This window comes from Amycolatopsis sp. cmx-4-54, assembly GCF_046548895.1.
Classification (GTDB): domain Bacteria; phylum Actinomycetota; class Actinomycetes; order Mycobacteriales; family Pseudonocardiaceae; genus Amycolatopsis.
Genome location: NZ_JAEBEJ010000002.1, coordinates 731,529 through 751,457, shown reverse-complemented (window position 1 = coordinate 751,457; position 19,929 = coordinate 731,529). Strand labels below are relative to the sequence as shown.

Here is a 19,929-nt window from a genome sequence, read left to right as displayed (position 1 = left end):
TGACAGACACCACAGGCGACAATGGAGGACGTGACAGCCACTCTGAGCAAGCCCAGCCTGAAGATCGGCCCCTACGAGGTCGATCCGCCGGTCGTGCTCGCTCCCATGGCGGGCATCACGAACGTCGCGTTCCGGCGGTTGTGCCAGGAGTACGGCGCCGGCATCTACGTCTGCGAGATGATCACGGCCCGCGCGGTGGTCGAGCGCCACCCCGGCACCATGCACATGATGACCTTCGGCGAGAACGAAAAGCCCAGGTCCATGCAGCTTTACGGGGTCGACCCCAAGACCATGGCCGAGGCCGTCCGCATCATCACCGGTGAGGGGCTCGCCGACCACATCGACAGCAACTTCGGCTGCCCGGTGGCGAAGGTGACGCGCAAGGGCGGCGGAGCGGCGTTGCCGTTCAAGCGCAAGCTGTTCGCCGACATCGTGCGCGAGTCGGCGAAGGCCGCGGCCGAGGCGGGGGTGCCGTTCACGGTCAAGTTCCGGGTGGGGATCGACGACGATCACCTGACCTACCTCGACGCCGGGCGGATCGCCGAGGCGGAGGGCGCGGCGGCGGTCAGCCTGCACGCGCGCACCGCCGCGCAGCGCTACTCCGGCCAGGCCGACTGGACGAAGATCGCGGCGCTCAAGGAAGCCGTCACCAGCATTCCGGTGCTCGGCAACGGCGACATCTTCTCCGCCGAGGACGCGTTGCGCATGGTCGACGAGACCGGCTGCGACGGGGTCGTGGTCGGCCGCGGTTGCCTGGGCAGGCCGTGGCTGTTCGGCGAACTGGAAGCCGCCTTCGCCGGGCGCCCGCAGCCGACTCCGCCGAACCTCGGCGAGGTCGCGAAGGTGCTGCGCCGCCATACGGAACTGCTCGTCGAGCACGACGGCCACGACAAGGCCATGCGTGACATCCGCAAGCACATGGCTTGGTACTTCATGGGTTTCCCGGTCGGCTCCGAGCTCCGCCGCGGTTTCGCGATGCTGTCCAGCATGGACGAACTCGACGATCTCATCGCCAAGCTCGACCACGACGCCCCGTTCCCCAGCGCCGCCACCGGGCCGCGCGGGCGGCAGGGTTCGCCGGGCAAGGTCACGCTGCCGCACGGCTGGCTCGACGACCCGGACGACGACTGCGTGCCCGAGGCCGAGGACATGCATTCGGGCGGTTAGCCGTCCCCGTAAAGTCGGCGTCGTGATCGAGCAGCTGAGCATCCCCACCGCGGCCGGTTCCTTCGACGCCATCGCGGCCGGTCCCGAAGACGGCCGCCCTGTCCTGCTGCTGCACGGGTTTCCCGAGGCCGCGGTGGAATGGGAGCACCAGGTCGCGACGCTCGGCGTGCTCGGCTATCGCGCGGTGGCCCCGGATCAGCGCGGCTACTCGCCGGACGTGCGGCCGGAACAGGCGTCCGAGTACGGGATCGACGATCTCGTCGGCGACGTCATCGCGATCGCGGATCGCTTGGGGTGGAAGGAATTCGATCTTGTCGGGCACGACTGGGGCGGCGCTGTCGCGTGGTGGACGGCCGACGCGCATCCCGGCAGGCTCCGCAGTCTCGCCGTGCTTTCGACGCCGCATCCGGCGGCGCTGGCGGAGGCCATGAAGACCGACGAGGACCAGCATCTCCGGTCGGCGTACATGACCGAATGGCGGCAGAGCCGGGTCACCGAACGGCGGATGCTCGATAACAACGCGGACGCGCTGCGCCGCATGTTCGACTGGAAGGTGTCGCCGAGCAAGGTCGACGAGTACATCCGGCGCCTGTCCGAACCGGGCGCGCTGACCGCCGCGCTCAACTGGTACCGCGCCGGCCGCCCCGGCGGCAAGATCGGCCCGATCGAGGTACCGACGCTCTACATCTGGAGCACCGAAGACGCCGCCTTCGGCTCGACGGCCGCGCTCGACACCGCGAACCGGGTCACCGGCCCGTACCGCTTCGAGATGATCGAGGACGTCTCACACTGGGTGGTGGAAGAGGCACCCGAAGCCGTCACTTCTTTGCTCGTGGAGCACCTTTCGTCCCACTAACAGGGGTAACTCTGGTCGCGGTACCGGTTACAGCGGGCCTGCTGGTTCAGTGGGGCCGATGAACAACATGACCGAAGTGGACACCGAACGCATCGTCTACGTCACCGAGGACGGCGAGCCGACCGGCGAGACCGCGCCCAAGCTGGCCGCCCACCACGAGCACACCCGGCTGCACCTGGCGTTCTCCTGCTATCTGCTGCGCAGCAGCGACCAAGCCCTGCTGATCACCAGCCGCGCCGCCACCAAGAAGGTGTGGCCCCGGGTCTGGACCAACAGTGTCTGCGGGCATCCCGCACCGGGTGAACCGATCGAGGAGGCCGTCCGGCGCCGGGCCGCGTTCGAACTCGGCTTGCCCCGGCTGAACGGGCTTCAGTGCGTCCTTCCGGCGTACCGCTACTCCACGCCGCCGTTCGAAGGGGTGGTCGAGAACGAGTTCTGCCCGGTCTTCGTCGCCTGGGTCGACGACGACCCGGAACCGCATCCGGACGAGGTCGGCGACTGGCGCTGGCTGAGCTGGAATGATTACGCACTGTTGCTGAATGACGATGTGACTGACGTGAGTTACTGGGCGAAAGATCAGTTTTCGCAGCTCAAAGACACCGAACCGTTTTCGTCCTTACAGAACGGCACTCCGGTGCGTGACAATGGCGCCGAACCGTCGTCCTCTTGAGCGATATTCGCTTTGGCCCGTATTCATACCTCAAGAGATCCCTCCTATACGACGAAAACCAATTCGTGGCGGAGGTGAGCGTGGCAGCCGACGACGAGGCCGCGCTCCCATCGGGCGCGCCGTCCACCGATCTGCTCACCCTGCATGAGTCGATCGCGCGAGTTCTCGCCACGCAGGGTGATTGGCGTCGCGCGTACCACCACCTCAAGTCCGCTTTGGACCTCGCCAGGGCGGGCAGCCTGCGGGACACCTTGACGTCCAGCTACAACCGCCGCTATCTCGATCAGTGGCTGCACGGCCCGGCCGTCGACCACCGCGGCCCGCCCGGCGTCGCCATCGCGTTGGTCGACCTCGACCTGTTCAAGGGCGTCAACGACACTTTCGGGCATCTGGTCGGCGACCGCGTGCTCCGCGAGGTGGCCGACCTTCTGCAGCAAGGACTCCCGCCGGAGGCGTTCTGCGCCCGCTACGGCGGCGAGGAGTTCGCGCTCGTCATCCCCGATGTCGACGCCGCCCGCGCGGTGCGCATCGCCGACACCGCCCGTATCCGGGTGGCCCGCCATCCGTGGCGCCGGATCCGCCCCGGCCTCTCGGTGACGATCAGCGTCGGGCTCGCGCACGAAAGCCGCGCGGAGCCGGATATCGCGGCGGAACCGGAACGGCAGTTGCGCAGCGCCGACGCTTTGTTGTATATGGCAAAACGGGCGGGGAGAAACAAAGTGGCCTATCAGGACGAAGAATCGTCACGGACGATTCCGCAGGCGATGAACGCGGCGGAGTCCGCGGGCGCCTAGCCACTCGCCGCCACTCGCCGACACTCGCCGCCACTCGCACAGTTAGGCGTCGCACTCTGCGTAGCGGTTTCTCACCTTTTAACGCAGGTTTAACCACGACCGCTCACCCGATCGCATGGACCGCTCGGCGCTTCTCGGTACCTTGAGTGAAGAAAATTCCGGGATGGTTGTCGCCACGAACCCGAGGTGTCCGTACGATAACGAAAGAGCTTCGAAGAGTCGCGAAAGGAGACCGAGTGCCCGACGAGCACCACAACCCGGGGACCGGTCGCCACAGTCACACCGACAGAAGCGCCGGCGAGCGCGGCCGCGGGGCTCGGCGCCGCTCGATGGACACCCACGGCGGGATCAGCGTTTCCGACGTCGTCGCACGTCACACCGGTGAGCGCCCGATCTTCGACCCCGCCGCCGAGGCACCCGCTCCACGTCGCCTCCGGCAGAGCGAACCGGCGCCCGAGCCTCCGGGACCCGGTGCGCGCGCCGCTCGGACGGAGCCACCCGCACCTCGCCGTCCTCGTCCGGCCGCTGCCGCCGAGACTCCGGCGACCGCGCCCCGCGCGGCCAAACCCGTCACGCCGCAGGCACCGCCGCGCAACCCGCAGCCCACCGAGACCCCGCGCCCGCCGCGCGCGCGGCAGCCACGCCGCGCCACACAGGCCGCGCCCGGTCCCGAAGCGCCGGCTCAGCGCCGTCCGCCGTTGGTGAACCCGGGCGCACAGCAGCAGCCCGCGGCACCGCCGCCCCCGCGTCGTCCCCGCCGCCCGGTGCAGCGACCGGTGCAGCAGGCACCGGTCCCGCCGCCGTCGCCCGGCGTCCCGCCGAGGTCCGAGATGGACCGGCTCACCATGACCGACGAGCTCGAGGCGATCGACGACGCGACGATCACCAAGCGCAAGATCGACCACACGCTGGCCAGGTTCTCCGCCGCGCACGACGAACTCGAAGCCGAAGAGGCCAAGAAACGCGAGCGCCGCGAACGGCTCGCCGCCCGCCCCGCCGCGCTGCTGGAGCAGACCCGCACGGCACTGCAGCGGGTGGTCACGACCACCGATCCCGTGCCCGCGGAAGCCGCCGAGGAGTCGGCGCCGCAGACCCGTCTGCAGGAGAAGAAGGAACGCAAGACCAGGCAGACGGCCAAGGGCGGCCGGATCGCCGCCGCCGTGGTCGCCGCGCTCGTGTTCCTCTCCATCGGTTCGGCGTGGGGTGCCCAGACCTGGTTCGACGCGAAGTTCAACACCGTCGCTTCGCTCGACGAAGACTCGTCCGACATCCAGGACGCCGCGGGCCAGACCGGTGACGAGAACTTCCTGATGGTCGGTTCCGACAGTCGTGACGGCGCGTCCGCCGAAGACGGCGTGGGTGACGCCGACGGCACCCCGGGAGCCCGTTCGGACACGGTCATGATCGCGCACGTCCCCGCCGACCGGCAGCGCGTCGTCATGGTGTCCTTCCCTCGCGACCTCGAGATCAGCCGCCCCGAATGCAAGCGCTGGGACCCGGCGACGTCGTCGTACTCGGACAAGACCTCGCCGGCGCAGAAGATCGCGAAGCTGAACACGGCCTACGCGGTCGGCGGCCCGCAGTGCGTCACGAAGGTCATCCAGCAGATCACCGGCATGAAGATGAACCACTTCGTCGGGATCGACTTCAATGGCTTCAAGTCCATGGTCGACGCCGTGCAGGGCGTCACCGTGTACAACGAGAAACCGGTCGACGACACCACGCTCGGCATGATCATCCCGCAGGCGGGCGAGGTCCGGATCTCGGGCGACCAGGCGCTGAACTACGTCCGGGCGCGGCACGTCAAGGGCGACGTGACGTCGGACTACGGCCGGATCAAGCGGCAGCAGGCCTTCCTCGGCGCGCTGCTGAAGACGGTGATGTCGAAGGACGTCATCCTGGACACCGGCAAGCTCAGCGGCTTCATCGACGCGTTCGCCAAGGCCACCTTCGGCGAGAACCTCGGCATCAACCAGATGATGACGCTGGCGAAGTCGATGCGCGGGATGGGATCGGACAAGGTCAAGTTCCTGACCGTGCCCACCACCGAAGAGGCGAACAAACGCGGCAACGAGGTGCTGGTCCAGAGCAGGGCGAAAGCCGTCTTCGACGCGCTGATCAACAACACCCCGCTGGAAGAGAAGGCACCGGTGCCTCCCGCCGCCGGCACAGCCGACACGCCGTCCACTCCGACGAGTTCCGCCAAGTCCGGCGGCGCCAAGAAGAGCAGCAGCTCAGGCTGAGGATCATTCGTTAGTCCGGGTTCACGTCGGGTTCACTCTGGGATGCGGCTTTTGGCCCCTGTTCCCCGTAGGGTTGGGCCATGCGTGAGGCTTACCATGTCGAACTCGAACAGCTCGCCGAGAATCTAGCGAGCATGTCGCTCCAGGTCGCCGACGCGATGGAGCGGGCGACCCGGGCGTTGCTCGAGGTCGATCTCGGACTCGCCGAGCAGGTGATCAGCGACGACGCGAAGGTCGACGACGCGCGCGCCGAATGCGAGGAGCAGGCGTACGCGCTGCTGGCCCTGCAGGCACCTGTCGCGACCGACCTGCGGACCGTCCTCGCCGCGATCCACGCGGCGGAGAGCCTGGAGCGGATGGGCGATCTGGCGCTGCACGTGGCCAAGGCCGCGCGCCGCCGTCACCCGGACCCCGTACTGCCCGAAGAGGTGAAGGCGGACTTCGCCAAGATGGGCGAGGTCGGCGTCAGCCTGGCCCGCCAGGTCGAGCAGGTCATCAAGTCCAAGGACGTCGAGGCAGCCCGCACGATCGAGTCGGACGACGACGAGGTCGACGAGATCCACAAGCATCTGTTCACGGTCATCATGGACCGGAACTGGGACCACGGCGTCGCCGCGGCCGTGGACGTCACCCTGCTGGGCCGCTTCTACGAGCGCTTCGCCGACCACGCCGTCTCGGTCGCGCGCCGGATGATCTTCGTGGTGACCGGCAAGATGCCCGGCTACGGACCCGACGAGCTGTAATTTCTGTCGTCTAAGGCTGTAGCGAAGGGCCCTTCACCGCATCTCGCGCGGTGAAGGGCCCTTCGTCGTCTCACGGTCCTACGCTCAAGGACTGCCTCACGCCGCCCGCCACCACCTGGACCGATGCCGGTCGTTTCGCGTGATTGGGCGGACGACACTGCCGCGGCCGGGCAACGCCGCGAGCCGTCCGCCTGGACACACGTGTCGTCCATCCAGACACACGTGCCGTCCGCCCAGACACACGTGCCGTCCATCCAGACACGCGAGTCGCCCCCAGACACACGTATCGCCCCCAAGACACACGTGTCGTCCATCCAGACACACGTGCCGTCCGCCCAGTCACACGTGTCGTCCATCCAGACACACGTGCCGTCCATCCAGACACGCGAGTCGTCCATCCAGACACACAAGATGCCCAGCATCCGCGCGAGACCCTCACCTGTGCACCGCACCGCGGGAACGCGTTGCGAAAGCCACTTTCGCAACCTTCAACGTTGCGAAAGTGGCTTTCGCAACGTCCGCCCAGCGCGCCCACCCCAAAGCGCGCGAAGGCCCCCTTCACGCGGCTCAGCCGAGGGAAGGGGGCCTTCACGCGCAAAAAGCAGGACTCAGCCGAAGCGGCCCGAGATGTAGTCCTCGGTCGCCTTCTCGTCCGGGTTCGAGAAGATCTTCTCGGTGTCGTTCAACTCCACCAGGCGACCCGGCTGGCCGACGCCCGCCAGGTTGAAGAACGCGGTCTGGTCCGACACCCGCGCCGCCTGCTGCATGTTGTGCGTCACGATGACGATCGTGTACTCCTTCTTGAGCTCACCGATCAGGTCCTCGATGGCGAGCGTCGAGATCGGGTCGAGCGCGGAGCACGGCTCGTCCATCAGCAGCACGTCGGGCCGCACGGCGATCGCCCGCGCGATGCAGAGCCGCTGCTGCTGACCACCGGAGAGGCCACCGCCCGGCTTGTTCAGCCGGTCCTTGACCTCGTTCCACAGGTTCGCGCCACGCAGCGCGCGCTCGGCGACCTCGTCGAGTTCCTTCTTGCCCTTGGCGCCGCCCAGGCGCAGGCCCGCCACGACGTTGTCGCGGATGGACATCGTCGGGAACGGGTTGGGCCGCTGGAACACCATGCCGATCGTGCGGCGGACCTGCACCGGGTCGACCCCGGCACCGTAGATGTCCTCGCCGTCGAGCAGCACCTCACCCTCGACGCGGGCGCCGGGGATGACCTCGTGCATGCGGTTCAGCGTGCGCAGGACGGTCGACTTACCGCAGCCCGACGGGCCGATGAACGCGGTGACGTTCCGCGGCGGCACCGAGAGGGTGACGCCGTCCACGGCGTGGAATTTGCCGTAGTAGATGTCCACGTCTTTGACGTCGATTCGTTTGGCCATCTCAAACAGCTCACTTCTTCTTCGGGGCGACAAGACGGGCAAAGAGCATGGCGAGGAGGTTCACGATCGCGATGATCAGCACCAGGGTGAGCGCCGCACCCCAGATCCGGTCGAACGCGACGGTACCTTCGTCGAACGGGTTGCTGACCCGTTCGTTGTTCATCAGAAGCGGCAGAGCGGCCTGCTCGCCACCGAAGATGTCCCAGTTCACGTAGGCGGAGTAGCCCACGAGGACCAGCAGCGGCGCGGTCTCGCCCATGACCCGGGCGAGCGCCATCATGATGCCGCCGATGATGCCGGACAGCGCGGTCGGCAGGACGATCTTCATGATCGTCTTCCACTTCGGCACGCCGAGCGCGTAAGAGGCTTCGCGCAGGTCGTCCGGGACGATCCGCAGCATCTCCTCCGAGGAGCGCACGACCACCGGGATCATCAGCAGCACCAGGGCGAGCGACACGGCGAAACCGCTGCGCGGGAGGCCGAACGTGGTGATCCACAGTGCGTAGATGAACAGCGCCGCGACGATCGAGGGCACACCGGAGAGGATGTCCACCATGAACGTGGTGATCTTCGCGAGTTTGCCACGGCCGTATTCGACCAGGTAGATCGCGACCAGCATGCCGATCGGGACCGCGATGATCGCGCAGACCACACCCTGCAGCACCGAGCCGATGACGGCGTGGGCCACGCCGCCGCCGACCTCGTCCGACAGCACCGAGCCGAAGTCCTCGGTCCACCAGTTGCTGTAGGGGATCCGCTTGACACCGTTGATGACCACGGTGGCGAGCAGCCACACCAGCGGCACGACGGCGATCAGGAACGACAGCCAGATCAGTGCTGTGGCGAAGCCGTTCTTGGCCTTCCGCGCCAAGCTGACCTGCTGGAAGGCGGGGGTGGTGGCGGGGGTTTTCTCGAGCGTGGTGGACATGCTCAGTCCCCCTTCTTGGCGATGATGGATCGCGCGGCGAAGTTGACGACGAACGTCAGCAGGAACAGCACGAGGCCGGCCGCGATGTACGCGCCCGCCGAGATCTCGTTGTTGAGTTCCGCGTAGTCCGCCGCGATCTTCGAGGCGAACGTGGCGCCACCGTCGAAGAGGCTCCAGCTGAACTCGCGGCCCACCGCGCCGGTCAGGATGATCGCGAGCGCGATCGTCTCGCCGAGCGCGCGGCCGAGGCCGAGCATCGAAGCACCGATGTAGCCCGCCTTGCCGAACGGCAGCACCGTGGTGCGGATGACCTCCCAGCGGGTGGCGCCCAGGGCCAGCGCGCCTTCGATGTGCGGGGTCGGGGTCCGCTCGAACACCTCACGGGACAGCGAGGTGATGATCGGCAGGATCATCACGGCCAGCACGATGCCCGCGGTGAAGATCGTGCCCCGCATGTCCGGCGAGACGTTGCCCGCCGCGAAGATCGGGATCCACGAGAAGGTGTCGTTGACCCACTGGGAGAAGGGCTCGATCGTCGGCGCGAAGACCATCAGGCCCCACAGGCCGTAGATGATCGAGGGGACCGCGGCGAGCAGGTCGATCACGTACGCGAACGGTCGCGCCAGCCGCTTCGGCGCGTACTGGGTGAGGAAGAGGGCGATCCCGAGTGAGATCGGCATCGCGATGACCAGCGCCAGCAGGGACGAGTACACCGTGACGAGCAGCAGACCCATGATCCCGAAGCGCATGTCGTCCGGGGTGGTCTGCCAGACCTGGCTGGTCAGGAAGTTCACGTTGTCGGCCTGGAGCGCCGGGATGGCCTGCACCAGCAGGAACAACCCGATCAGGCCGATCAGTGCGACGACGAAGACGCCGGCACCGGTGGTCAGGAACTGGAAGATGCGGTCACCGGGTCGCACCGTCCTGGAATTGGGGCTCGCGAGCGGCACCGAGGACTTCTCGGGCGGTGACGCGGCAGGTTGCTCCGAAATCGGGTCCTCCGTGAAGGTCTCGCGGACGCCAGAACGCCCACCGGGGTCGCCGGTGGGCGTTCTGGGCGAAGATGAATCGCTCATCGACTACTTCTGTCCAGCCTGTCTTTACCGATCAACCGGAAGGGTCAGGCGATGGCCTTGACAGCGGTCAGGACCTTGTCCTGCAGGCTCTGCGGGATCGGCACGTAACCCTTGTCCGCGAGCGGCTTCTGGCCGTCCGTGGCGGCGACGGTCAGGAAGGCCTTGACGGCCTTCGCGACCTCGGCGTCGGCGTACTTCGAGCAGACGATCTCGTAGGTGGCGAGGATGACCGGGTAGGCGCCGGCGACGTTGCTGGAGTAGATCGCGTCCAGGTCCAGCGCGAGGTCGTTGGTGCCTTCCTTCTTGAACTTCGCCGCGTCGAGGGACTTGGCGACGTTCGCGGCGGTCAGCTCGACACCGCCGGAGCCGCTGTCGATGAGGGCGGTGCTGATGCCGTCCTTCGCGAACGCGGACTCGACGTAGGTGATGGCACCGTCGGTGGCCTTGACCGCGCTGGCCACACCGTTGGACTTCTCGGCACCGTTACCGACGCCACCGTTGAACTTCTTGCCGTCGCCCTGGGTCCAGGCGCCCTTCGAGGCGACCTTCAGGTACTTCTGGAAGTTGTCGGTGGTGCCCGACTCGTCGGTGCGGGAGATGACCTGGATCGGCTTGTCCGGCAGGTTGACGCTCTCGTTGCCCTTGACCGCCTTGATGGCCGGGTCGTTCCACTTGGTGATGCCGCCGTTGAAGATCTTGGCGGTGACCTCGGGGGTCAGGGTCAGCTTGTCGACCCCGGAAACCTTGTAGGCGACTGCGACCGGGCCGATGACGAGCGGGAGGTTCCATGCGTCGGAGGCGCACCGGGCCTTGGCCTTGTCTGCCTCCTCGCCGGACTTGAGCGGCGAGTCGGATCCGGCGAAGTCGACCTGGTTGCCGTTGAACTGCTTGACGCCGGCGCCCGAACCGCTGGGGTTGTAGTTCACCTTCTGGCCGGAGCACTTGGCGGCGTAGGCCTGCACGAAGATGTCGATCGCGGTCTTCTGCGCGGACGAGCCCTCGGCGGAAAGCGGGTTCTTGCCGCCACAGTCGACGTCGGCCGTGCCGCTGGGGGCGGCGGCGGCGCCGGTGCTGCCGGGCTTGGTCGCCGCCGGGTCGGATCCACAGGCGCCGAGCACGAGGGCGGCGGTGGCCACGATGCCGATCGCGCCCGCGGGCCGCATGATCTTCACTGCATTTCCTCCACTGGGAGACTTTCGCCGGATCGGTGGAACGGGAGCGTTCCTTCCGGACCCGGACACTAAGCACCGACAGTGGACAGGCGACCGTCTAAGGGTGAACGACAGGTGAACAAGGCGTCCGATGTGAGCAGCGCGACTACTCCGAAAGTGGTCTGTGTCCCAGCCGTGACCTGCGCGTCTGCTCTCCGTGACCGGTCAAGTGCCGCACGTGTGAACGCGGCTACCGAGCGTATTGGACGTCTACCTCGTATCGGGTGAAGCCCAGCTTCGAATAAACCGCGAGTGCCGGCGCGTTGTCCCCTTCGACGTACAAGATCACTTGGCCGAGCCCGCGATCACGGAGGTACCGCAGCCCGGCGAGCGTGAGTGCCTTCCCGAGACCGCCGCCCTGGGCGTCCGGATCGATGCCGACGACGTAGACCTCACCGGCGGGCTCGCCGCCGAACCGGCCGGGGACGGCGTCGTGGACCTTCGTCCAGTGGAAGCCGATGACCTTCCCGTCCTCTTCCGCGAGGAAGAAGCCCTCGGGGTCGAACCAGGCTTCCTTTTCGGTCGCCCGGACCTCGTCGACGGTCAGGGCGCCCTGCTCGGGGTGCCAGTCGAAAGCGCGCGCGTTGACGCGGACCATCGCTTCCTCGTCTTGACCGGGGACGAACGTCCGCAGCGTGACTCCTTCGCGAGTCACGGGCTCCGGCCACTCGGCGGTCTCCACGTCCGCGTGCAGGATCAACAGCTCGCGAGCGCGCTCGAAACCTTCGGTCCCGGCGAGGTGGACGGCGGCGGGATGGTCACCATGTGCCCAGACCCGCAACGGTTTCCCCGCGACGTGGTCCACGAGCGCCTTGATGAGCGCCCTGCCGTGCCCGGAGCGGCGGTACCCGGGGTGGACGAACAGTTCGGCGACCTGGTTGCCGTGCGCATCGCCCTCGGTGTCCAGGTGCGCGTACGCCACCAACTCGCCGTCGAGGCGCCCCAGAAGATGCTGTCCACCGGCGAAACCGGTGTCCTCCGGGCGACCGTCGGCCTCACGCACGGCGAGCAGGAAGTCGTGGATCTCTTCCGTGTCCGGTTCACCGGTCCAAGCCAGATCGAGCATGAAACCGACCCTACCGGGGAACCCGGTGCCCACCCGGACGTCTTGTCAGGCAGGAGAGGGGATTCAGTGCGCGGACAGCTCGTTCGGCTCGTAGACGCTCGCGTCCGGGGCGATGGCCTGCTTGGCCGCGGCGCTGCCCTTGGACGGCCGCTCGAACTTGTAGCCGACGTTGCGCACGGTCCCGATCATCTGCTCGTGCTCCGGCCCCAGCTTCGCGCGCAGGCGCCGGACGTGGACGTCGACCGTGCGCGTGCCGCCGAAGAAGTCGTAACCCCAGACCTCCTGCAACAGCTGGGCGCGGGTGAACACCCGGCCGGCGTGCTGGGCGAGGTACTTGAGGAGCTCGAACTCCTTGTAGGTCAGTTCGAGTGTGCGCTTGCGGAGCTTCGCGGTGTAGGTCGCCTCGTCGATGACCAGCTCGCCGACCCGGAGTTCCGCGTCGACCTGCGCCGCGCCGCCGTCGCGGGTGGTGACGAGCCGCAGCCGGGCGTCGACCTCGGCGGGGCCTGCCGTCGGAAGCAGGATGTCGTCGGTGCGCCATTCCGCGCTGACCGCGACCAGCCCGCCCTCGCCGACGACGGCGATGACCGGCGTGGAGGTTTCGTCCTCACCGGCGCCCTTGAGCAGACGGCAGAGGCTCTTCGCGGAGGCGAGATCGCTGCGCGCGTCGAGGACGATGACGTCGCGGTGGCCGGCGTCGAGCAGCGCGGTCACTTCCGGAGCACGGACGCGTACGGTGTGGGGCAGCAGATCCAGGGCGGGCAATACCGTGGTGGCATCTGCTTCCGCGGTCAGTACCAGAAGGTCCAGGCTCATCGCCGCACCGCCTTCAGTCGTGGTCGCCTCGAACGTGGCTACAGCCGGTGCTTGGTGAGAATAGCGGGTGAACAGCCGAGGACCTACCCCGTGCTGGATCGATCACACCTGGCCAAAGAGCTTTACGAAGGAGATTCGACACGATGGTGAGCAGGCCCGTGGCGCGTGACGACCGACCGTCTTCCGGCCGGTCCGCCAAGCGAGGAAAGCGCCGTGGCCGGGGCTGGCTCATCGCCCTCGCGGTACTGGTGGTGTTGCTGGTCGGGGCCGATTTCGGGGCGGCGGCGTACGCCGAGCACACGATCTCCCAGAAGGCCCGCCAGCAGCTGCAGCTCGCCAACGATCCGGCGGTCACGGTGCACGGTTTCCCGTTCCTGACCCAGGCGCTTTCCGGTGACTACAGTCACATCACGATCAACGCCCAGGGCGTCGCCGTTCCGCCGAAGCTGCGTGACGTGGACTTCAACGCGGACATGAGCGACGTCACCGCGCCGCTCTCGGACCTGACGTCCGGCAACACGAAGTCGATCGTCATCGGCACGCTCAAGGGTGAGGTGACGATCAAGGCCGCGGACATCGCGCGGCAGGCGCCGCTGGACAAGATCGAGAACCTGAAGATCGAGCCGGTCACCGAGGACTACGTCCGCAACGGCGACAGCGGCCAGGGCGAGACGAAGCCGACGGCGACCAAGGAGAACGGCGAGCCGGTGGACACCGCCAGCGCCGGGATCCGGGTTTCGGGCAACGTCCAGATCGCCGGACAGAAGGTGGAGATCTTCTGCTTCGCGATGATCGAACTGGACGGGCAGAAGATCCGTCTCGAGCCGAAGCGGCTCCAGTTCGGGAATGACAAGGAAACCACCGTCGTTCCCCAAGCCGTACAGGACGCGCTGCTGCCGAACTTCAACGCGACCATCGACACCGGCGCGATGCCGTTCTCGGTGACCCCGACGGCGGTACGCGTGAACAGCGGCTCGGTGACCATCAAGGGCGAAGGCAAGAACGTCGCCTTCAGCGGAGCGAAGCCTCAGGGGTGACTTGCGGATGACCGGGGTGTGGGTGCTGCTGGGTGTACTGGTGCTCGGCGGCGTGGCCGGCGCGCTGCTGCGGGCGCGCAACGGCCGCATCCGCGCGGCGAAGTCGACTGCGCCCGCATTGCCCGGTCGTGTCTCGGCCGCCCTCGCGGCCGAAGGCGTCACCCTGGTTCAGATCTCCACGACGTTCTGCGCACCGTGCCGCCACACCCGCGCCATCCTGTCCGCGCTCGCGGAGAAGACCGACGGCCTCACGCACGTCGATCTGGACGTCACCGAAACCCCCGAAGTCGCCCAGGCCCTGTCGGTGCTGCGAACCCCGACGACCCTGGCGTTGACCGCGGATGGCCGGGAGGTCTTCCGCGTCGGCGGCGTTCCCCGAGGTCAGGACCTTCTCGAAGCCCTGAAGCCCCATCTGGCGAACGCCTGATCCCGGATTTCGGGAAGCGTCCCAAGGTGTGAACACGGTTCCCAACCTGAGGGAGCTCTGCGTACCCTCGTGCCCGTGAACCGGCTGCCCCGAACCCTGCTGACCCAGCGCCGCGCAGTGGACCTGTGCCGCGTTCGCAGCAGCCTGTGTCCGGCTCGCTGATCGCGCTCTCGAAGCCGCCGCGCGTGCCTCTTCCGGCACGCACCTCTTTTCCCTCTCGTTCGCAGGAGGAACCATGTCCGCCGGACCGGCCGTCGACCCCCGTGGTCCGCGTTTCGCCGCCATCCTGACGACGATCGTGCTCGCGGTCGTGCTCATCACCCAGTGGTGGCCACTGCTCGCGGCGCAGGCGGTGGTGTTCGCGATCGGCGCCTTCATCGGCCTGAAGCCCGCGCCGTACTCCCTGCTCTATCGCTACCTCGTCGCGCCGCGGCTCGGCCCGACGACCGAACGCGAGGACGCCGCCCCGCTGCGGTTCGCGCAGGCTGTCGGGTTCGTGTTCGCCGTCGTCGGCACCGTCGGTTTCGCCACCGGCCTGACCGCGCTCGGCTTCGTCGCGACGGCGTTCGCGCTGTTCGCGGCCTTCCTCAACGCGGCGTTCAACTTCTGTCTCGGCTGCGAGATGTACCTGCTCGTCAAACGTTTCAGCCCCAGCCCTCGCGCGTCCTAACCCAGAAAGAGAGTCAGCTCCCATGAGCCGTGAAGACGTCCTGGTCACCACCCAGTGGGCCGAGGAGAACCTGGACACCCCGGGTGTCGTGTTCGTCGAGGTCGACGAGGACACGACCGCGTACGACAACGGACACATCCGCGGTGCGGTGAAGTTCGACTGGCGCAAGGACCTGCAGGACGGCGTCCGCCGCGACTTCGTGAACAAGGAGGGCTTCGAGAAGCTGCTGTCCGAGAAGGGCATCTCGAACGACGACCGCGTGATCCTCTACGGCGGCAACAACAACTGGTTCGCCGCGTACGCGTACTGGTACTTCAAGCTCTACGGCCACGACAAGGTGCAGCTGCTCGACGGCGGCCGCAAGAAGTGGGAGCTCGACGGCCGCGAGCTCAACTCGGACGAGGTCAAGCGCGAGCCTGCCGAGTACAAGGCCAAGGAGCAGGACCTCTCGATCCGCGCGTTCCGCGACGAGGTCGTCGCCGAGATCGGCAAGAGCAACTACGTCGATGTGCGCTCGCCCGACGAGTTCTCCGGCAAGCTGCTCGCCCCGGCGCACCTGCCGCAGGAGCAGTCGCAGGTCCCGGGCCACATCCCGGGCGCGCTGAACGTCCCATGGGCGAAGGTCGCCAACGAGGACGGCACCTTCAAGACCGAGGAAGAGATCAAGGAGCTGTACTCCGACGAGGGCCTCGACGAGTCGAAGGCCACGATCGCGTACTGCCGGATCGGTGAGCGTTCGTCCATCGCGTGGTTCGCGCTGCACGAGCTCCTCGGCTACGACCAGGTGAAGAACTACGACGGTTCGTGGACGGAATACGGCTCGCTCGTCGGCGTGCCGGTCGAGTTGGGAGCTAAGTGATGGCAGACGACAGCTGCGGCGCACCGGCCCAGGAGGCCACGCCCGCCGATTACGACACCCGCGGCCAGGTCGTGCTGGCCGGCAAGGTGACCGGTTCGGAGGGCCCCGTCGGCGGCGCCTTCGTGCGGTTGCTGGACGGCGGCGGCGACTTCACCGGCGAGGTCGTCTCGTCGGCCGACGGCGATTTCCGCTTCTACGCGGCCCCCGGTGATTGGACGGTGCGCGCGCTGCACCGTTCCGGCAACGGCGAGGCCTCCGTCACCGCGCAGGGACCCGGCGTGCACCAGCTGGCCATCTCGGTCGCCTGACGTTTCGCGCGTGAAGGCCCCCTTCCCTCGGCTCAGCCGCGGGAAGGGGGCCTTCACGCACGTGTGGGCACGGCCACGCGACCTCGGCAGGCCTGGCCGGGCAGGTAGCGACTAAAGTGCGTGGCGTGGAGATCCTGTTTACGACCCTGCTGGTGCTCGCCGGCGTCGCGATCACCTGGTTCGCCGTGTACGTCGTCTACCGGCTTTACGCGGACCAGCGCTGACCGATGACGGCTAGTGGCGACGAGGCCATCCAGGCCGCGGAGAAGCGCGCGGAAAACACGCGCGACCGGAACCTGCCTCCGTACGGCACCTTCCCTGACCTGCCCATCCCCGGCGACACGGCGAACCTGCGCGAAGGCCCGAACCTCAACGACGCCTGCCTGGCGCTTCTGCCGCTCGTCGGCGTCTGGCGCGGCGAGGGCGAGGTCGACTACCCGACCATCGAAGGCCCGTACCGGTTCGGCATGCAGCTGACCATCGCGCACGACGGCCGCCCGTTCCTCACCCACGAGGCACGAGCCTGGCTGCTCGACGAGGACGGCAAGGTCATCCGTCCCGCCGCGCGCGAGTCCGGGTTCTGGCGGCCGCAGGCCGACGACACGATCGAGCTGCTGCTGACCCACAACACCGGCATCGTGGAACTCTTCTACGGCAAGCCGCGTGGCAAGGCCTCCGTCCCGGCCTGGGAGCTCGGCACCGACGCGGTCGTCCGCAGTTCGACCGCCAAGGACGTCACGGCTTCGCAGCGGCTGTACGGCATCGTCAACGGCGAGCTCGGCTACGTCGAGGAGCGCGCGATGATGGGCCAGGAACTGCAGCCGCACACGTCGGCGCTGCTGCGTCGCGTGGTGGGCTGACCCTCTACCCATGCGGTGGCGTGCCTACGGCGAGCACGCCGCCCTGCTCGACTGCGCTTCCCTCACCGAGTCGATGGCGGCGCACGCGACGGTCACGTCCGCGCGCCCGCCAGGCATCACCGAACTCGTTCCCGGCGCCCGAAGCCTGCTCGTGGTGGAAATCCCGGCCTCCGGCGCCCTCGCGGCCGTCCGCGAACTGCTCGCGGACGCCGACCTCGAACATCCGCCGGAAGGCGAATCCCGCGAGATCACGCTCGACGTCACCTATGACGGCGAAGACCTCGAACTCGTCGCGCAGGACGCCGGAGTGTCCATTGAGGACGTTGTCCGGCTGCACACCGGCGCCGTCTACACCGTGGCTTTCACCGGGTTCGCGCCAGGATTCGGTTACCTGACAGGGCTTCCCGAGCCGCTCCGGCAGCCGCGGCTGTCCGCCCCGCGCACTCGCGTGCCGCCGGGCTCGGTCGGCATCGCGGGCGAGTTCACCGGCGTGTACCCCCGCGTCTCGCCCGGCGGCTGGCGGCTGATCGGTCACGCCCGGACCGTCCTGTTCGATCCGCGCGCCGACCCGCCCGCGTTGCTGGCGCCCGGCGACCGTGTGCGGTTCCGGAGTGCCGGATGAGGTCCTTGGAAGTGGTCGCGACCGGCCCGCTCGCGCTGGTACAGGACCTCGGCAGGCCCGGCTTCGCACATCTCGGTGTGCCGCCGTCCGGCGCGCTGGACGTCCCGGCGCTGAAGCTGGCCAACCGGCTCGTCGGCAACGACGAAGCCGCCGCGGGAGTCGAGTGCCTGTTCGGCGGGTTACGGCTGCGCGCCACGACGTCCTGCACCATCGCGGTGACCGGCCCCGCCGTCACCGTCGAACTCGACGGGCGCCCCGTCGGCTCGCACACGCCGGTGTGGCTGACGGCGGGACAGGTCTTGGCGATCGGTGCTCCCGCCACCGGATTACGGTGCTACCTGGCGGTTTCCGGCGGGATCACGGTCGAGGAGGAACTCGGCAGCCGGTCGCGGGACGTCCTGTCGGAGATCGGGCCGGCACCGCTGAAAGCGGGTGACGTCCTCCCGCTCGGCACGCCGTCCGTCTCCGGCGGCGCCGACGTCGTGCCGCCCACGGTGGCTCCGGCGGAACTGGTCGTGCTGATCGACCCGGGCCCGCGGGCGCAGTGGTTCGAGAATCCGGCGTCCGGGCTCGCGAAGACCTGGACGGTGACGGCGGAATCCAACCGCGTCGGGCTCCGGCTCGACGGACCGGCGTTGACTCGCGCGGCCGACTACGCGGAGCGGGAACTGCCCAGCGAAGGCCTGCTGACCGGCGCCGTCCAGGTGCCACCGAACGGGTTGCCGGTCGTGTTCTTGGCGGATCATCCAACTACCGGTGGTTATCCGGTGGCGGCCGTGGTGAGACAGGCGTCACTCCCGGCGCTCGCGCAGGTCCGACCCGGAACCCTTCTCCGCTTTCACTCGTCCACGAGGGTGTGGAACAGGTAAAGGTCGACGGTGGCACGGGTGTCATCGACACGAATTCGGTCCCAACCCAACCAGAGCTTCCGCAGTCGCTGCGGATCGCGCTGGCCACCGGCCAGATGCGGCGCCCGCTCGGCGATACGCTCCGCCCGCTTCTCGACCTCTTCGCCGACGGCGAATACCAGGTCGCCGGACCCGAACGACTGGCCGAGGACCGCTACCTGACCCCGAGCGCCGACTGGCCGCCCGCCGACGTGTCCCGCGTCGGCTACTACCGGACCGCGATCAAGAGCGGGCACCGGCCGGTCGCGGTCGTGCTGGAGACCACCGACGCGGCGGTGATCCTCGACGGGCACCACAAGATCGCTGCCTACCGCGAAGAAGCGATCCTGCCGCACCTGCTGATCATCAGCGCCCTCAACTGACCGGCTTGGGCGGCCCAGCATCGGGACGAGGTCCTCCGGGCCATCGCGAAGTTGCGCGCGACGCTCAGCTGATCGCGTACTCGCTCTCGTACGCGGCGGCCAGCTCGGCGTGGATCGCGCTGGAGTCGGTGAGCGCGACGCCGTCGAGCGTGTGCACCCTGGTCAGCTTGCGGACCGACGACGCGAGGAACAGCCCTTCACCCTCGGTGAGATCCGAGACGTTGAGCGGCTCGACCTTGACCGACCAGCCCGCCCGCTCGGCGCCGCGGAACAGCGCCGCCTGCGTCGTCCCCGGCAGGATGCCGATGGTCGCCGGCGGCGTGTAAAGCGTCTTGCCCTTCGCGAGGACGACCGTCGATGTCGGCCCTTCGAAGACCGTGCCGTCGGCGGCGGTGAAAATCACATCGCTCGCGCCACGGCGGCCCGCCTCACGCAGCGCCGCCATGTTGACGCCGTACGAAATCGACTTCGCGCCCAGCAACAGCCACGGCGCGCGCTCGGCGAGGTCGGGCTCGATACCGCGTTCGAGGGTGATCGCCGCGACGCCTTCGACGCGGGCCCGCTGGACCTTCTCGTCGATCTCCACACCGAGCGCGAACCCGAACGGCTTCGCCTCCGGATCTCCGTCGATTCCCCTGGTGTACACCAGTTTCAGCGCGATCTCGGCCGGGCCGGACCAGTTGTCGATGACGACCTGCGCGGCGCGCTCCCAGTCGGCGAGGTCCGGCTCCGGCAGGTCGAGCATGGCCGCGGAACGGGCCAGCCGCTCGAGGTGCGGGCGGAACTCACGGGGCTGTCCGTCGACGACGAGGATCGTCTCGAACACGCCGTCGCCGCGAAGCAGTCCGAGATCGTCCACCCGCAGGTGAGCGGCTTCGGGGTCGGCCAGGGTCCCGTCGAGGAAGGCAAGCACGCGCATGG

General features: G+C 68.1%; 22 protein-coding genes. 15 read left to right on the top strand and 7 right to left on the bottom strand.

The features are described 5' to 3' along the window. The first annotated feature begins 21 nt into the window (after positions 1-21). The 6 genes from dusB to phoU all read left to right on the top strand — a co-directional run bounded on the left by dusB (position 22) and on the right by phoU (position 6,473). Complete coding sequence (gene dusB / locus ACLJQ7_RS08850; protein ID WP_410647611.1) at positions 22-1,167, top strand: tRNA dihydrouridine synthase DusB; 1,146 nt, start codon at positions 22-24, stop codon at positions 1,165-1,167. A gap of 22 nt (positions 1,168-1,189) precedes the next feature. Next, a complete protein-coding gene (locus ACLJQ7_RS08845; protein ID WP_410647610.1) occupies positions 1,190-2,023 on the top strand; it encodes an alpha/beta fold hydrolase in 834 nt (277 codons plus the stop codon). Between the two features lie 58 nt (positions 2,024-2,081). Next, entirely contained in the window at positions 2,082-2,693 is a 612-nt protein-coding gene (idi, locus tag ACLJQ7_RS08840; RefSeq protein WP_410647609.1) for an isopentenyl-diphosphate Delta-isomerase, read from the top strand. Positions 2,694-2,758: 65 nt separating this feature from the next. Beyond that, positions 2,759-3,487 (top strand): GGDEF domain-containing protein, encoded by a 729-nt coding sequence (locus ACLJQ7_RS08835; protein ID WP_410647608.1) that lies wholly within the window; start codon positions 2,759-2,761, stop codon positions 3,485-3,487. Positions 3,488-4,317: 830 nt separating this feature from the next. Beyond that, entirely contained in the window at positions 4,318-5,730 is a 1,413-nt protein-coding gene (locus ACLJQ7_RS08830; RefSeq protein WP_410647885.1) for an LCP family protein, read from the top strand. Between the two features lie 80 nt (positions 5,731-5,810). Beyond that, positions 5,811-6,473 carry a phosphate signaling complex protein PhoU gene (phoU, locus tag ACLJQ7_RS08825; protein ID WP_016337999.1) on the top strand — a complete coding sequence of 221 codons (663 nt, stop codon included), beginning with the start codon at positions 5,811-5,813 and terminating at the stop codon, positions 6,471-6,473. A gap of 608 nt (positions 6,474-7,081) precedes the next feature. Here the strand turns inward: phoU and pstB are convergent. From pstB to ACLJQ7_RS08795, 6 genes are all read right to left on the bottom strand, one after another. Further along, entirely contained in the window at positions 7,082-7,858 is a 777-nt protein-coding gene (pstB, locus tag ACLJQ7_RS08820; RefSeq protein ID WP_125679661.1) for a phosphate ABC transporter ATP-binding protein PstB, read from the bottom strand. A gap of 10 nt (positions 7,859-7,868) precedes the next feature. Continuing rightward, positions 7,869-8,786, bottom strand: a complete 918-nt coding sequence (gene pstA / locus ACLJQ7_RS08815; RefSeq protein ID WP_410647607.1) for a phosphate ABC transporter permease PstA — start codon at positions 8,784-8,786, stop codon at positions 7,869-7,871. A gap of 2 nt (positions 8,787-8,788) precedes the next feature. Continuing rightward, on the bottom strand, positions 8,789-9,706 hold the full coding sequence (gene pstC, locus ACLJQ7_RS08810; RefSeq protein ID WP_410647883.1) for a phosphate ABC transporter permease subunit PstC: 918 nt from the start codon (positions 9,704-9,706) through the stop codon (positions 8,789-8,791). A gap of 200 nt (positions 9,707-9,906) precedes the next feature. Continuing rightward, positions 9,907-11,034, bottom strand: a complete 1,128-nt coding sequence (gene pstS / locus ACLJQ7_RS08805) for a phosphate ABC transporter substrate-binding protein PstS (protein WP_410647606.1) — start codon at positions 11,032-11,034, stop codon at positions 9,907-9,909. Positions 11,035-11,263: 229 nt separating this feature from the next. After that, positions 11,264-12,139 carry a mycothiol synthase gene (gene mshD, locus ACLJQ7_RS08800; RefSeq protein WP_410647605.1) on the bottom strand — a complete coding sequence of 292 codons (876 nt, stop codon included), beginning with the start codon at positions 12,137-12,139 and terminating at the stop codon, positions 11,264-11,266. A gap of 63 nt (positions 12,140-12,202) precedes the next feature. After that, complete coding sequence (locus ACLJQ7_RS08795) at positions 12,203-12,955, bottom strand: winged-helix domain-containing protein (RefSeq protein WP_410647604.1); 753 nt, start codon at positions 12,953-12,955, stop codon at positions 12,203-12,205. A 143-nt stretch (positions 12,956-13,098) separates the two neighbouring features. On the opposite strand from ACLJQ7_RS08795, the gene ACLJQ7_RS08790 reads away from it, so the two are divergent. The 9 genes from ACLJQ7_RS08790 (at position 13,099) to ACLJQ7_RS08750 (ending at position 19,008) form a co-directional block, all read left to right on the top strand. Next, complete coding sequence (locus tag ACLJQ7_RS08790) at positions 13,099-13,992, top strand: DUF2993 domain-containing protein (RefSeq protein WP_410647603.1); 894 nt, start codon at positions 13,099-13,101, stop codon at positions 13,990-13,992. Positions 13,993-13,999: 7 nt separating this feature from the next. Beyond that, complete coding sequence (locus ACLJQ7_RS08785; RefSeq protein WP_410647602.1) at positions 14,000-14,419, top strand: TlpA family protein disulfide reductase; 420 nt, start codon at positions 14,000-14,002, stop codon at positions 14,417-14,419. A 235-nt stretch (positions 14,420-14,654) separates the two neighbouring features. Further along, positions 14,655-15,089, top strand: coding sequence for a DUF4395 domain-containing protein (locus ACLJQ7_RS08780; RefSeq protein ID WP_410647601.1), 435 nt, complete (start codon positions 14,655-14,657; stop codon positions 15,087-15,089). Between the two features lie 22 nt (positions 15,090-15,111). Beyond that, a complete protein-coding gene (locus ACLJQ7_RS08775; protein ID WP_410647600.1) occupies positions 15,112-15,948 on the top strand; it encodes a sulfurtransferase in 837 nt (278 codons plus the stop codon). Further along, complete coding sequence (locus ACLJQ7_RS08770; RefSeq protein ID WP_034312617.1) at positions 15,948-16,256, top strand: DUF1416 domain-containing protein; 309 nt, start codon at positions 15,948-15,950, stop codon at positions 16,254-16,256. The genes ACLJQ7_RS08775 and ACLJQ7_RS08770 overlap by 1 nt, the downstream gene beginning before the upstream one ends. A 227-nt stretch (positions 16,257-16,483) precedes the next feature. Beyond that, on the top strand, positions 16,484-17,116 hold the full coding sequence (locus ACLJQ7_RS08765; RefSeq protein ID WP_410647599.1) for an FABP family protein: 633 nt from the start codon (positions 16,484-16,486) through the stop codon (positions 17,114-17,116). Positions 17,117-17,126: 10 nt separating this feature from the next. Further along, positions 17,127-17,738: a 5-oxoprolinase subunit PxpB gene (gene pxpB, locus ACLJQ7_RS08760; RefSeq protein ID WP_410647598.1), complete on the top strand. Its 612-nt coding sequence runs from the start codon at positions 17,127-17,129 to the stop codon at positions 17,736-17,738. Further along, positions 17,735-18,607, top strand: a complete 873-nt coding sequence (locus ACLJQ7_RS08755) for a biotin-dependent carboxyltransferase family protein (protein WP_410647597.1) — start codon at positions 17,735-17,737, stop codon at positions 18,605-18,607. Before pxpB ends, ACLJQ7_RS08755 begins: the two co-directional genes overlap by 4 nt. Beyond that, positions 18,595-19,008 carry a hypothetical protein gene (locus ACLJQ7_RS08750; protein ID WP_410647596.1) on the top strand — a complete coding sequence of 138 codons (414 nt, stop codon included), beginning with the start codon at positions 18,595-18,597 and terminating at the stop codon, positions 19,006-19,008. Before ACLJQ7_RS08755 ends, ACLJQ7_RS08750 begins: the two co-directional genes overlap by 13 nt. 64 nt (positions 19,009-19,072) lie before the next feature. Here the strand turns inward: ACLJQ7_RS08750 and ACLJQ7_RS08745 are convergent, their stop codons facing one another. Further along, the gene (locus ACLJQ7_RS08745; RefSeq protein ID WP_410647595.1) at positions 19,073-19,927 is read right to left on the bottom strand and encodes an aminodeoxychorismate lyase; all 855 of its coding nucleotides are present in this window, start codon (positions 19,925-19,927) and stop codon (positions 19,073-19,075) included. Positions 19,928-19,929: the final 2 nt, after the last annotated feature.

Coding starts and splice junctions, on each gene's coding strand:
- ACLJQ7_RS08790 (WP_410647603.1), top strand. CDS start 13,099: ATGGTGAGCAGGCCCGTGGCGCGTGACGACCGACCGTCTTCCGGCCGG.
- ACLJQ7_RS08775 (WP_410647600.1), top strand. CDS start 15,112: ATGAGCCGTGAAGACGTCCTGGTCACCACCCAGTGGGCCGAGGAGAAC.
- ACLJQ7_RS08745 (WP_410647595.1), bottom strand. CDS start 19,927: ATGCGCGTGCTTGCCTTCCTCGACGGGACCCTGGCCGACCCCGAAGCC.
- mshD (WP_410647605.1), bottom strand. CDS start 12,139: ATGCTCGATCTGGCTTGGACCGGTGAACCGGACACGGAAGAGATCCAC.
- pstA (WP_410647607.1), bottom strand. CDS start 8,786: ATGTCCACCACGCTCGAGAAAACCCCCGCCACCACCCCCGCCTTCCAG.
- dusB (WP_410647611.1), top strand. CDS start 22: ATGGAGGACGTGACAGCCACTCTGAGCAAGCCCAGCCTGAAGATCGGC.
- ACLJQ7_RS08785 (WP_410647602.1), top strand. CDS start 14,000: ATGACCGGGGTGTGGGTGCTGCTGGGTGTACTGGTGCTCGGCGGCGTG.
- idi (WP_410647609.1), top strand. CDS start 2,082: ATGAACAACATGACCGAAGTGGACACCGAACGCATCGTCTACGTCACC.
- ACLJQ7_RS08765 (WP_410647599.1), top strand. CDS start 16,484: ATGACGGCTAGTGGCGACGAGGCCATCCAGGCCGCGGAGAAGCGCGCG.
- ACLJQ7_RS08755 (WP_410647597.1), top strand. CDS start 17,735: ATGAGGTCCTTGGAAGTGGTCGCGACCGGCCCGCTCGCGCTGGTACAG.
- ACLJQ7_RS08780 (WP_410647601.1), top strand. CDS start 14,655: ATGTCCGCCGGACCGGCCGTCGACCCCCGTGGTCCGCGTTTCGCCGCC.
- pxpB (WP_410647598.1), top strand. CDS start 17,127: ATGCGGTGGCGTGCCTACGGCGAGCACGCCGCCCTGCTCGACTGCGCT.
- pstB (WP_125679661.1), bottom strand. CDS start 7,858: ATGGCCAAACGAATCGACGTCAAAGACGTGGACATCTACTACGGCAAA.
- phoU (WP_016337999.1), top strand. CDS start 5,811: ATGCGTGAGGCTTACCATGTCGAACTCGAACAGCTCGCCGAGAATCTA.
- ACLJQ7_RS08770 (WP_034312617.1), top strand. CDS start 15,948: ATGGCAGACGACAGCTGCGGCGCACCGGCCCAGGAGGCCACGCCCGCC.
- ACLJQ7_RS08795 (WP_410647604.1), bottom strand. CDS start 12,955: ATGAGCCTGGACCTTCTGGTACTGACCGCGGAAGCAGATGCCACCACG.
- ACLJQ7_RS08830 (WP_410647885.1), top strand. CDS start 4,318: ATGGACCGGCTCACCATGACCGACGAGCTCGAGGCGATCGACGACGCG.